Genomic DNA, 11,535 nt, shown 5'->3' with positions numbered 1-11,535 from the left:
GTATATAGATACATTAAACATAACCATCTGATATTTATCATATTACCATCAATATTTTATCTTTTTCATGATAAAAACAGGGTGTTTTAAGTCATTGATAACATAAATGATTAATTTAGTTTTGATAACTGTTATCTCTCAAACATTGAGTGGAAATTAATCGATTTTAACACGATTAACCCACCACAATAATCGTCTTTTCTAATCTCTTAAATTATCTTTGCTTTAATTAGACAGCTAAACTCGACTGTCTGGTTTGAGCGAAAAGCGGACGCCCGCATAGCGGAACAGGCGTCCGATATTTTGAAGTGGGCAGATTACTTAACCCGCTTCCCCGTTTCGTCAATGACCTTCTCGCCATCCTCTTTGGTAAACGCTCCTTTCTGACCTTCCGGTAGAATATCCAACACTATTTCTGAAGGGCGGCAAAGCCGAGTGCCAAGCGGCGTAACGACTACCGGCCGATTAATCAGGATCGGATGTTGAAGCATAAAATCAATCAACTGCTCATCACTAAATTTCTCTTCATCAAGACCCAGATGTTCATAAGGGTCAATATTCTTACGCAGTAATTCACGCACCGTAATTCCCATATCTGAAATAAGTTTAATCAGCTCATCACGGGTCGGTGGCGTATCGAGATAATAAATTATCGTTGGTTCGTTGCCGCTGTTACGGATCATCTCCAGCGTGTTGCGAGAAGTACCGCAGGCAGGGTTGTGATAGATGGTAATGTTGCTCATATCTGTATCTCATTACAAAGTGATGGAGAGCCGCAACGCCAGCGCGGCCAAAGTGACAAACAGCACCGGAAGAGTCATGATAATACCGGTGCGGAAGTAATATCCCCAGGTAATCGTTATATTTTTCTGGGCAAGCACATGCAGCCAAAGCAGGGTTGCCAGACTGCCAATCGGGGTGATTTTCGGGCCTAAGTCGCAGCCGATCACGTTGGCATAAATCATCGCCTCTTTGACGACGCCAGTCGCCGTACTACCATCAATCGACAGCGCACCAATCAGCACTGTCGGCATATTGTTCATCATCGACGACAGGAGCGCGGTCAGGAAGCCGGTGCCAAACGTTGCTGCCCATAATCCCTTTTCTGCCAGCAGGTTTAGTACACCAGACAGATACTCCGTTAACCCTGCATTGCGGAGCCCATAAACCACCAGGTACATGCCCAGCGAAAAAATAACGATCTGCCATGGCGCACCGCGCAGGACTTTTCCGGTGTTGATGGCATGACCTCTTTTCGCCACTATAAACAGTACTGCTGCGCCAGTAGTCGCTATCGCGCTGACCGGGATCCCCATAGGCTCCAAAACAAAGAAACCTACAAGCAGCAATAACAGGACAATCCAGCCCACCCTGAACGTTGCCGGATCTTTTATCACACTGGCAGGAGTCTTCAGCAGCGAAACGTCATACGTCGCCGGAATGTCCCTGCGGAAGAAGAGATGCAGCATGACCAGCGTGGCCGCAATCGCTGCCACATCTACGGGGATCATAACGGAGGCATACTGCGTAAAGCCCAGATCGAAAAAGTCCGCCGAGACGATATTCACCAGGTTAGAAACAATGAGCGGTAGGCTGGCCGTATCTGCTATAAATCCTGCGGCCATCACAAAGGCTAGTGTTGTGCTCTTGCTGAATCTCATTGCAAGCAGCATTGCAATCACAATTGGTGTCAGGATCAGCGCGGCGCCGTCATTGGCGAACAAAGCAGCGACAGCGGCACCGAGCAACACTATCCAGGTAAACAGCAGGCGACCACGCCCGTTACCCAAGCGGGAGACGTGCAGTGCGGTCCACTCAAAGAAGCCGGCCTCATCGAGCAGCAGGCTGATGATAATAACCGCAATAAATGCCGCTGTCGCGTTCCAGACGATATTCCAGACAACCGGAATATCAGTGATATGGATGACACCAGTTACCAGCGCCAGCATAGCCCCGATACTCGCACTCCAGCCAATGCTCAAGCCTCTGGGTTGCCAGATCACTAGTATCAGCGTCAGTAAAAATATACTCCCTGCCAAAAGCATCTCAGACTCCGTTATATATGATTATGTACATGTGTTTTCTTTTCTTAACAGGAGGTGCAGGCTGATTTATCCAGCCATTCACGCACATCCTCTCGCATACACTGCCAGGACGTTGTGATTGTCTCAGCTGCCCATGCCGGTATGTGGGGTGACAGACGATAGTGGATCCATTTGCCTTCACGACGATCTAGAACCAACCCAGCCTCGCGAAGAATAGCCATATGTCGCGAGACTTTGGGCTGTGATTCGGAAATGGTTGTGCAGATATCACAGACGCATAGTTCTCCCGACTCCTGAAGAATCATGACGATGGCGAGCCGGGTTTCATCCGACAGGATTTTGAAAAGCTGAACAGGTTGTAGCATTTTTCACTCCGTTCCCTTTAGAATATACATATGGTAAATCATATGTGTTAAATTTGAAATCATCCGATATCTCCGGAGTAGAAAAATGGAACATTTTCCAGCTCTAAATAGTGAATACTTTGATCAACACATCGCCGAGCGCCTGCACATGCACGAGCCGCCGCGGATTCTGATCCTATATGGCTCAGCTCCTACAGCCGCTTTGCTGCGGAAGAAGCTGGTCGTCTGCTGACAGCGATGGGCGCAGAGGTAAAACTCTTTAACCCCTCAGGTTTACCCCTGCCGGATGATGCGCCAGATACGCATCCTAAAGTCACCGAGCTGCGCGGTCTGGTCAGATGGTGTGACGGGATGGTGTGGAGTTCTCCGGAACGGCACGGTGCTATGAGCGCAGTTATGAAGGCGCAGATTGACTGGATACCCTTAAGTGAAGGCGCGGTTCGTCCTTCGCAGGGCAAAACACTTGCAGTAATGCAGGTCTGCGGCGGTTCACAGTCCTTCAATGCTGTGAACCAGATGCGTATTCTGGGTCGCTGGATGCGGATGTTTACGATCCCCAACCAGTCCTCTGTAGCCAAGGCATGGCAAGAGTTCGACGATAACGGACGAATGAAACCTTCTTCGTGGTATGACCGCATCGTCGATGTAGCCGAGGAGCTGTTTAAAGTCACGCTGCTGCTTAAGGGACAAACCGATTATCTTGCAGATCGTTACAGCGAGCGAAAGGAGAGCCATCAGGAGCTTTCATCCCGTGTAAATCAGGACAAAATATAACTTATGTTTTTCGTGAATCCATACTGACTGAGCTTAATAACGTCCGCTATTGGCACACAGCAGTTAAATTCCTGACGCTGAAAGTCTGCGGTGAGCGAAGTGCGGACGTTTTGATGACAAGCTGGATGGTTTTACCCCATCTAACTATTCATTAGGCATATCGAATCACTTTTGTTGATCTTTCATACTTATACTAAGAATGGATTTTAGGAAATAAATGAGCTGTTAAAAATTGATATACCAGTACAGAAAAATGACTATAATGCATTGAGGAAAATAATTATAAATAATAGATAAATATGAGCGGATATAAAATAATAGATAAAGAAAGCTGGAGTCGTACTGACCATTATAATTTCTATAGAAAATTTGATAACTCATGCTTTAATGTATGCATATCTGTAAAAGCACAAAAATTATATGACTTTTCTAAAGAGAGAGGTGAATCTTTTTTTCAACTTTGCCTTTTTTCAATTCTTCGTGCCGCAAATTCGATCCCCCAATTAAAGCAAAGAACGCTAGGTAATGAGGTCATTGAATATAATGACATTAATGTCATGACGCCAATAATGACTAAAGATGAAGGATTTCGACAGGTAATGTGCGAATCAACTCCTCTTTTCACCGATTTCAGATCACAAATCAACGGAAAAATAGAAGAGGTTAAAAATGCCAAGGCTGGTCCAATGATTGTTCAAAATGAAGATTTCTTCTGTGCCAGCTGCCTTCCCTGGTTGCACTTTGATTCTATAACTCATGCAGAGTTCCATTTTGGAGCCGCTGTTCCGACGCTGACGTGGGGGCAACTGAAAGATGGAGTCGTTCCAGTGGCGTGTAAATTCAACCATGCTTTCGTTGACGGTCTTCATGCGAGCCGTTTTTTTGCGTGTATTGAAGATAACTTCGACAACCCTGATTTACTTTATATTGAATGAAAGTAACTGTTACTTGAAAAATTTATGAGTAATCATTTTGCGATGACTGCTTCTGGCACAAAGCTGATGGATACCAAAACTTAAAGGTTTACTCTGAATAAGTACCTTATTATAACTTTTTTAGAACAACATTATTTTGTGTTAAGGGGATCAGATATCGCTTCGCATCATTTCCCATGACGCAGCAGTATATAGCTATATTAATCATCTGATATTTATGACATTATCATTAATATTCTATCTTTTACATAGCAAAAATAGAGGTTTTTAAGTCATTGATAATATATAGAAATTAATTCGTTCGTCTAGAATCCATTAAATCAATTGCAATGGCATATATGGTTATCATTTGTTTCTCTTGCTCACTTTCTTTTTGCTCTTTTAAGATCGCAGATATGCGCTCTCCAGTAATGTTATGCTTTGACTCATTTAGCAACATAACAGCCCGACCAACTACTTGGCATATTCGCATATAAATTACATCTTTTTCCGTATCCATAATCACCTCTGAGTATTCTCTCAACAGTATCACTTAGTTAACGTAATTCCCAGATAAGATTTGTATAGTTTTACTATAATTAATTTTTCTGTAAAAAACTCAATGAATTCATTTAATATTTTTCATATTCAAACATTTTCTGATTTTTAGTTTATTAATTATTTTATAAAAAATCATTCTTTGGGCTTTAACCTATCAGCATTAGAAACATATAGAGCAAAAATAAGTACTAATATTGATATAGAGTAAATAATAAAGAGTTGTGGATCTTTATGCTCAACTACTATTAACCTAATTACTGCAGTAATTGCAATATAGATAAAATACTGTAATGGAAAATGATAGTTAGATTGAAAATATTTAATAATCAATGCAATGAACTCAAAGTATAAAAAATAAACAATAAGACCATCTACTAATAAATAAATTGATATGGAATCATTAGCTGTAAATAATAACCCTGCTAATACAACAGTTTCTTTTATTAAAAAGGCTATTAATATAACAGCAAGTAAAAGTAATGCGGCACTACTAATCCACTGTAATATTCTACAAATCAATTTGGATTGACTTAGTCCTGACATGATACACCCACAGGATATTAATCCTTTGATATTAAATAGTAATATCCTTAATTAAGGAAATGGACCACCATCGAGGCATCGAACCTCGACTCTTAGAGTTAATAAGGCTAAATACTCTTCCAGTTGAGTTAATGGTGGGAAAAAATCATTTAAATAAATTAACTACATATGAAGTAATCAAAATTAATATCCCTACTAATATAATTACTACAAATATATTTCCTGAATATATAACAATACGTCGATAAAGAGGAAACCAGTTCACAGAATACACCTTATGAGTTAATTGTTAGAAAACACATACCCATTACCAAGCTTATTTAATGATGGCGTATCAAAGAAATAAATTGCACCAAGGACCGCTATAGTTAACACAGCCAAAATGAGTATGTTCTTATAAATAGTTACAACTAAACACTGAACTGTTTGCTTTTTCATTAGTATACCTTGGGTAAATATCCCTTGGATACCACATTTATTTTTAGATAAAAGCTTGCGGATGCAAGATTTGCTATTCATAGCAATGAGGTATGATTATTTCTTAACCTTAACACATCCATTTAAATAAATACGATTTAAATAAAAAAACCTCGTTGTAACGAGGTTTTAAGTGCTATCGAAATATTAATCAGCAAACTTTTGCTTTCATAGAGCTTTTGCAAAAAATGCATTTAGCGCCATGTGGATTATTTACTGAAATATCAAACTGTGAGGTTCTATATTGAGATCCACTACAGCAAGGACATTTAAAGTACAGATAGACTTTTATAGTGTTTTTAAAGCGCCACCACTTGTCCTGCAGCAGGACCTTTTGCACCATTTTCAATGGTGAATGAAACTTGCTGACCTTCAATTAAAGATTTGAAGTTATCACTCTGAATTGCAGAGAAATGGACAAATACATCTTTAGAGCCATCAGCTGGAGTAATGAAACCAAAACCTTTATCGTCGTTAAACCATTTTACTGAACCAGTCATTGTATTAGACATAGAATTTCCTTTAATTTTTTAAGTTTGCCATAAGGCATATTAGGTTTGTTTTTTATTTTTACTTATGGGAATTAATTAGAAGGAATTCGCAATGAAGGGTATCTTAGATAACGCTAAATGGTGAACGACTTTAAACTGACTAGCATAAATAGGCCTGTACTTCCAAACCACTTAAACCATTAGGCCACACAAACACAATAATAGCAAATTTTATATTTCACTCTTTTGTCAGAAGAGCTTACTATTGATAGTATAAATGCAGATTAAAAAGCCATATTTAGCGATTTATTTGAATACGTTATACCACTATTTATACAGCTAGAGCATATTTTTACAACTTCATAACCTGATTTTTTAGCCATTTTAATTGCTTGCATAGCATTTAAAAAGTTACCCAGATAAAATCTATTTACAGCTATAGGCATATTCTTACATCCAATCTTATGCATTTTATAACTACCCTGTGGTTCCATCATTGTCTGAATGTAATAGTTCATTTTTTCTCCATTAAGCTATACCAGAGGAAGCACACTAACAATCCCCATCATCGATGATTTTAAACCACTGTTTTCAGAGGCTAAATACCTTTTATTTCCGTGATCTGCAGAATAGTTTTACATCCAGTATACAAGTGAAAATGCAGCTAACAGTAATACAACTATTATTAAAGCATTTCCTGCAAGTGATAAAATGTTTCGGTACAATGTAGATAAATTCATAGGTAGTCCCTTAGGAATTACTTCCCTTGGATACCGCATCTATTTGTTAGATAAAAGCTTGCGAAAGCAAGATTTGCTTTATAGCAATGAGGTATGATTATTTAATGTACTATAACATACTATCTATACATTAACTTAATTAATAATTTTATAAATAAAAACATTAAGTTAGGAGGTGTTTTATTTAAAAAACTCTAATAATTAAAATGCTTACTCACTATACATACAATTGATAACAATTTTTTATTATCTTTTTACTTTTAGCTAATCTTATTTTTAGAAAATAAATTCTATATTTATATTTTATTCATGCGCTTAATAATAACTTAACTTATTGATTCATAATTATTTAAATGGCATTACCTCTTAGTTTTATGTCATTTTCAACTATCATTTAACCTCTTGATTTAACGATATTCTTTAAATGGTTTTGGGGAAGTCGTTTTCTTAGCCATAAGATAAATTTTACCTTATTTCTTGACCTCCATTAACATTTTACTGTATATAATCACAGTTATTATTTAGCTGTTTTTATATACAGTATTTTATGTAAGGAGAATGTACGATGGTTACTATTAAAGTTCGCTTCGCTGCAAGTATGAAAGGCAAGTTACCCATGGGGACTTTCGATGCATTGAAAAATGAAATAACAAAAAGATTGAGTCCCAAATATCCCGATTTAAACATCGATATCAACTGGAGTTCTCAAACTAATGTATCTATTGATGGTCTTGGAAAGAACGAAAAGAAAACCTACATCGAAGAAACGCTGGAAGAAATATGGAATGATGGGGATTGGATGCCTGAAATGAAAGAAACCGAGGAAGTGGAGTATTTCGATAAATGATCAGAGTGCGCCAACCACTCGAGCTGGCTGTATTAGCTCAGATTTAACCTGATACAGCTACGGTACAGATCTAAACCTAATCTGACAGGCAGCTTTGTGCCAAAAGCGGACATCACGAATACTATGGAACACTAGAATTAAACCATCTCCCAGAAAGATTCGTGGTGTAAAGTTGAAATCTAACGCATACGCTATGTGGGCAGCAAACAATATTCAGAAAAATTTAAACTTGAAGCCGCAAAATAGTTCACGGAAAAGGGCGAACTCTACCAATAGAATGATTGGTGAAATATTGCTCGTTAGTGATTCTATCTCTAATGATGTAAATTAACTCATTAATTTGAAGGTAATTTATGGGCTAAATATAGCAATTAATAATTTTATTTTCTGGTATTTTTATAGCGATATGAATAACTATCAAATAGCTAGAATTATCAAACTTCATAATTACTAATACACTAATTTTAGTAAAAATCATGGCGAACACAATGAAAACCAATAATCTTATTTTATTCACAGTCTTATCTTTGAGTGTTTCATTCATTCAAAATGCGATTTCAGCAGGAAATCAAGAATTATTCTCACTATCAGAAATTTGCAAAGCAGGATTATCTGTCGTCTATGATAGAGATATTGATACAATGCATTCGACCTCGGTTTCAAATAATATTAATAGAATTAAATATATAAGAAACCAAGATGGCAAATCATTTTCATATCTGTGCAGAAAAGAGTCATTATCAAGACTAAGCTTCTTCGATGAAAATCTACCGAATGCTCGTTGGTATGGTGCTGATCTGGCTGAACCTCAGGTATTTTTCTCTATGGCAAACAATATACTAACAATCAGAGATGTTGTTGACGGAAGAACATTAAAAACATATTTTTTTAATAAAAGCGATTTTATTCACAATGAGGAAATAACTAAGGGTGAAGTGGATAAAATTAATATCTGGCTAGATGAATATATCCCAAAGAAAATTATAAATTCAAAGAGTTGGAATGTTAAATATATGGGTGTAAAACATACGATGGATAACCCAGTTAATACTTACATGCTGAGTTTTAATACCACAGACAAAAAATTACTAACCCTTGAAAATGCAGATATAGATGCAATTGCTTTTGAAAAAAACATATCAAGAATATCTAATTGGAAGAGTTTTTTTTGTACTGAAGATATTTCTGATTTTATGATTAAGCATGAAATTGATGTGCTGCACTCAGAAATATCCAATGATGGAAAAACACAATTTATTGCCACATGCTTTAAAGGTAAATACTAATATTTATTTTAAGGTGGTATGAAGTGGTCTACAAAAATTGGTCACAGTTTTAGAAGTTTTCCCGAATTATACTGGCCTAACACATTCAGACAGCATGAGGCTTATCTGGATAATTGCCAGAATTTTAGTACTCTTATAGCGATATAGAAATGACGTCTGCATTGTGTAATCGAACTCTGTTTATCGGGGGCTTTCTTAAGGCACATAGGTTGTATCTTGGAGTGTGTATTAGGTGGTGATTAGCTAGATAATCAGTTCCCAGTAGATCAACATGTGTCAATGTTAGTCATGTCTTCATTAGTTATGCTAGAACTTCCGCTTTTCGCTCACAGCGGACTTTATGCTCGATGAATTCGCCCGCTCTTTGCCGGGAGCGGAAGTTGCTTAATTTACCCTGAATCAAACAATAAGGGAGCAGGTCAAGTTTTCGATTGTTCTGTCAGATGTTTCCGCATCAATGCATTTTGTAGTGTCACTCCACGACACGACCTGCCGGACGGCTCACGTAAACACTCTTGCCTACCCGCAATAATGACGTGGATGTGATCGCCCTGGCGCCAATACTTGGCGACGTTGACGCTGGGTAACGAGAAACTGGACAAGGTTGTGGCCAAAATGATCGAGATCGGGGCATCGGTCAAATAAATGAAAATTTCTTCTGCAGGCTATACCTCTTTTGCTTTCTCCCAGGTTTTCGCATGGATATACTTAATATCCTTCAATGCCCATAACCACAGGAATAATAATGAGTATTCAGCGACGTGAAGTGTATCTGGTTTTGAAACAACTATCAGATGGCCGGTTGTTTTATGTGGAAGGATTGAGAAGCGCCCGCAATTATTTTTTTGATGGCCATGTTCGGGTGCTCACTTCCCCGGCTGGTTCAGCGAGCTTTATTGAGTTCGAACCAGGTGAACGCCCTATGCAACTTTTCCATATGCTAGATAAAGAAGGTACTCAATGGCAAGCTGCTTTCCATGATTTCGGCTGCTCGCCTGAATTTGGAGAACCTAAACTGGAATACGTCATATTTGTTGGCGCTTATTCCGATGACCGCGAGCGTACCATTGAGTTGATGAATATGGGCATGACTCATGCGTGGGAAATTATTGAGGGCAAGTGCGAACTGCGTGAAGGCGAGTTTGAAGCAGAATGGTAACTGACACATCGACAAATCTTGAACTCTGGACGGTCTACGATAATCCCATAGACTTCCCGGGCCAGTTCATGGCCCGTCGGTTTGACATAACCAGTGCGCCCAGCCACCTGGCCAGACCTTTGAGCAAATCTGAGAGCGCTTCGACCGCCAGGGTTACATCTGGCTGGCGCGCAAACCCGGTGACGATCTGGTGATCGTTGGCACCTTCCTGCGCTGATTTAAATTTTGTTATATCAGGCAGTTTTTTACTTTGATTAGACTTCAAACAACAATGCATAGAGGGAACCATGAAAAAGCCACAACAGATGTACGACCTGCAAATTCCTGATGACGACTATAAAATGGCAGCAGTCATGGAACGTGATAAGTTGAACTTTGAGTCTCCCAACAAATGGTTTTACGTGGGTGCTGACAGCCGAGACCTCGGCTTTGCGAAAGTAGGAATTACGATGGGCGATTTAACATCCCGCTCATACGGCACCAACAACCCTAATTTCTACCTGTTCTGCGCTTTTCAGTGCCAGCAAAGCACAACGGAAGCTCAGCTCAAAAGCATTGAAAAAAGCGCTATAAGCTATCTCGATGGTGTGTTCTGCGCCGAAAACGGTCAGACAAAGCGGGCGCGTCACATGGAGTCACAACGCCTGTCAGAGTGTTATTACGATGTAAATTTCGAGGATTTTTTTGTCGAGGTGCATGACTACCTATTGGATAATCACGTCAGCTATTTCCAGACTTGTGGTTTCGAAAATGAAGCAGGCGGTGATGAAGGCTATGCACTTGCGTGGGAGTTCAGTTCTCTCCTTAAACCTGAAGTTAAAAGGTATTTCCTGAACAGGATCCTCCGGGGGTGATAAATTAAGTACCTCTCTCATAAAGAAAAGCGCCCGTAGAGGCGCTTATTTTATGGGCGTTAATTAGTTAATGTCGTGTTTTTTCTTTAACTTACTAATTGCATCAGATTTTTTTCACATTCATCAAATACTCGAATGTAACGACGGTAATCGTTTTCAGTGTCATTTGCCCAGGAATAAAGAAAACAGCGTTTCTCCGTTTTTCCTTCTGAACGATGGCGCCATGATGCATTAACTTCGTAAAGAGTATACGGAAGTTCCTCTTCATTGAACTGAAGTGGCACACTGAATTTGGCCGCCTGAAAAGAGCTGATTTTATTCGGCATACATTCGGCATTCTATTTTAAAAAAAACATCGCGAGATCAACAATAGCTGCCAACGTCCGCTTTTCGCTCAAAGCAGACTGTCAGATTTGATTGTGTGCTGCCAGTGAAAACCTTCAGATCAAGTCTGTGCTAATACACTGGTGCACCTTAAT

The 11,535-nt window shown here is 39.1% G+C and carries 13 protein-coding genes, 1 tRNA gene and 2 pseudogenes; 6 read left to right on the top strand and 10 right to left on the bottom strand.

The window, feature by feature from the left end:
- Positions 1-317: 317 nt before the first annotated feature.
- The 3 genes from arsC to PR766_RS11435 are packed head-to-tail and all read right to left on the bottom strand — an operon-like array spanning position 318 to position 2,410.
- Positions 318-743 (bottom strand): glutaredoxin-dependent arsenate reductase, encoded by a 426-nt coding sequence (gene arsC / locus PR766_RS11445; protein ID WP_004911718.1) that lies wholly within the window; start codon positions 741-743, stop codon positions 318-320.
- A 12-nt stretch (positions 744-755) separates the two neighbouring features.
- The gene (locus PR766_RS11440) at positions 756-2,045 is read right to left on the bottom strand and encodes an arsenic transporter (RefSeq protein ID WP_154636541.1); all 1,290 of its coding nucleotides are present in this window, start codon (positions 2,043-2,045) and stop codon (positions 756-758) included.
- 44 nt (positions 2,046-2,089) lie between these two features.
- Complete coding sequence (locus PR766_RS11435) at positions 2,090-2,410, bottom strand: transcriptional regulator (protein ID WP_154636540.1); 321 nt, start codon at positions 2,408-2,410, stop codon at positions 2,090-2,092.
- A gap of 85 nt (positions 2,411-2,495) precedes the next feature.
- On the opposite strand from PR766_RS11435, the pseudogene arsH reads away from it, so the two are divergent.
- Both arsH and PR766_RS11425 read left to right on the top strand, forming a co-directional pair.
- Positions 2,496-3,184: pseudogene (gene arsH / locus PR766_RS11430) on the top strand (arsenical resistance protein ArsH).
- 299 nt (positions 3,185-3,483) lie between these two features.
- Positions 3,484-4,119, top strand: a complete 636-nt coding sequence (locus tag PR766_RS11425) for a CatA-like O-acetyltransferase, family 1 (RefSeq protein ID WP_154636539.1) — start codon at positions 3,484-3,486, stop codon at positions 4,117-4,119.
- Between the two features lie 292 nt (positions 4,120-4,411).
- On the opposite strand, the gene PR766_RS11420 is transcribed toward PR766_RS11425, so the two are convergent.
- The 6 genes and pseudogenes from PR766_RS11420 to PR766_RS11395 all read right to left on the bottom strand — a co-directional run bounded on the left by PR766_RS11420 (position 4,412) and on the right by PR766_RS11395 (position 6,688).
- On the bottom strand, positions 4,412-4,618 hold the full coding sequence (locus tag PR766_RS11420; RefSeq protein ID WP_036975566.1) for a DUF2767 family protein: 207 nt from the start codon (positions 4,616-4,618) through the stop codon (positions 4,412-4,414).
- A 173-nt stretch (positions 4,619-4,791) separates the two neighbouring features.
- Entirely contained in the window at positions 4,792-5,202 is a 411-nt protein-coding gene (psiE, locus tag PR766_RS11415; protein ID WP_036975563.1) for a phosphate-starvation-inducible protein PsiE, read from the bottom strand.
- Between the two features lie 60 nt (positions 5,203-5,262).
- A tRNA-OTHER gene (locus tag PR766_RS11410) sits at positions 5,263-5,340 on the bottom strand.
- Positions 5,341-5,848: 508 nt separating this feature from the next.
- Positions 5,849-6,022 (bottom strand): annotated as a pseudogene (gene ymcF / locus PR766_RS11405) (cold shock small protein YmcF); the annotation flags it as partial.
- On the bottom strand, positions 5,979-6,191 hold the full coding sequence (cspE, locus tag PR766_RS11400) for a transcription antiterminator/RNA stability regulator CspE (RefSeq protein ID WP_036979449.1): 213 nt from the start codon (positions 6,189-6,191) through the stop codon (positions 5,979-5,981). The gene cspE and the pseudogene ymcF, both read right to left, overlap by 44 nt.
- 263 nt (positions 6,192-6,454) lie before the next feature.
- A complete protein-coding gene (locus PR766_RS11395) occupies positions 6,455-6,688 on the bottom strand; it encodes a hypothetical protein (RefSeq protein WP_036979450.1) in 234 nt (77 codons plus the stop codon).
- Between the two features lie 787 nt (positions 6,689-7,475).
- On the opposite strand from PR766_RS11395, the gene PR766_RS11390 reads away from it, so the two are divergent.
- The 4 genes from PR766_RS11390 to PR766_RS11375 all read left to right on the top strand — a co-directional run bounded on the left by PR766_RS11390 (position 7,476) and on the right by PR766_RS11375 (position 11,056).
- Positions 7,476-7,757, top strand: coding sequence for a DinI-like family protein (locus PR766_RS11390; RefSeq protein WP_154636538.1), 282 nt, complete (start codon positions 7,476-7,478; stop codon positions 7,755-7,757).
- A gap of 488 nt (positions 7,758-8,245) precedes the next feature.
- On the top strand, positions 8,246-9,043 hold the full coding sequence (locus PR766_RS11385) for a hypothetical protein (protein ID WP_154636537.1): 798 nt from the start codon (positions 8,246-8,248) through the stop codon (positions 9,041-9,043).
- 745 nt (positions 9,044-9,788) lie between these two features.
- Positions 9,789-10,202 (top strand): hypothetical protein, encoded by a 414-nt coding sequence (locus PR766_RS11380; RefSeq protein WP_154636536.1) that lies wholly within the window; start codon positions 9,789-9,791, stop codon positions 10,200-10,202.
- 287 nt (positions 10,203-10,489) lie between these two features.
- The gene (locus PR766_RS11375; RefSeq protein ID WP_008911109.1) at positions 10,490-11,056 is read left to right on the top strand and encodes a hypothetical protein; all 567 of its coding nucleotides are present in this window, start codon (positions 10,490-10,492) and stop codon (positions 11,054-11,056) included.
- A gap of 86 nt (positions 11,057-11,142) precedes the next feature.
- Here PR766_RS11375 and PR766_RS11370 read toward each other — a convergent pair whose 3' ends face one another.
- Positions 11,143-11,382 carry a hypothetical protein gene (locus PR766_RS11370; RefSeq protein ID WP_154636535.1) on the bottom strand — a complete coding sequence of 80 codons (240 nt, stop codon included), beginning with the start codon at positions 11,380-11,382 and terminating at the stop codon, positions 11,143-11,145.
- Positions 11,383-11,535: the final 153 nt, after the last annotated feature.

Source organism: Providencia sp. PROV208 (assembly GCF_028479465.1).
Taxonomy (GTDB): Bacteria; Pseudomonadota; Gammaproteobacteria; order Enterobacterales; family Enterobacteriaceae; genus Providencia; species Providencia alcalifaciens.
This window is presented reverse-complemented; position numbering and strand designations above follow the sequence as displayed.

Coding starts and splice junctions, on each gene's coding strand:
- arsC (WP_004911718.1), bottom strand. CDS start 743: ATGAGCAACATTACCATCTATCACAACCCTGCCTGCGGTACTTCTCGC.
- PR766_RS11440 (WP_154636541.1), bottom strand. CDS start 2,045: ATGCTTTTGGCAGGGAGTATATTTTTACTGACGCTGATACTAGTGATC.
- PR766_RS11435 (WP_154636540.1), bottom strand. CDS start 2,410: ATGCTACAACCTGTTCAGCTTTTCAAAATCCTGTCGGATGAAACCCGG.
- PR766_RS11425 (WP_154636539.1), top strand. CDS start 3,484: ATGAGCGGATATAAAATAATAGATAAAGAAAGCTGGAGTCGTACTGAC.
- PR766_RS11420 (WP_036975566.1), bottom strand. CDS start 4,618: ATGGATACGGAAAAAGATGTAATTTATATGCGAATATGCCAAGTAGTT.
- psiE (WP_036975563.1), bottom strand. CDS start 5,202: ATGTCAGGACTAAGTCAATCCAAATTGATTTGTAGAATATTACAGTGG.
- cspE (WP_036979449.1), bottom strand. CDS start 6,191: ATGTCTAATACAATGACTGGTTCAGTAAAATGGTTTAACGACGATAAA.
- PR766_RS11395 (WP_036979450.1), bottom strand. CDS start 6,688: ATGAACTATTACATTCAGACAATGATGGAACCACAGGGTAGTTATAAA.
- PR766_RS11390 (WP_154636538.1), top strand. CDS start 7,476: ATGGTTACTATTAAAGTTCGCTTCGCTGCAAGTATGAAAGGCAAGTTA.
- PR766_RS11385 (WP_154636537.1), top strand. CDS start 8,246: ATGAAAACCAATAATCTTATTTTATTCACAGTCTTATCTTTGAGTGTT.
- PR766_RS11380 (WP_154636536.1), top strand. CDS start 9,789: ATGAGTATTCAGCGACGTGAAGTGTATCTGGTTTTGAAACAACTATCA.
- PR766_RS11375 (WP_008911109.1), top strand. CDS start 10,490: ATGAAAAAGCCACAACAGATGTACGACCTGCAAATTCCTGATGACGAC.
- PR766_RS11370 (WP_154636535.1), bottom strand. CDS start 11,382: ATGCCGAATAAAATCAGCTCTTTTCAGGCGGCCAAATTCAGTGTGCCA.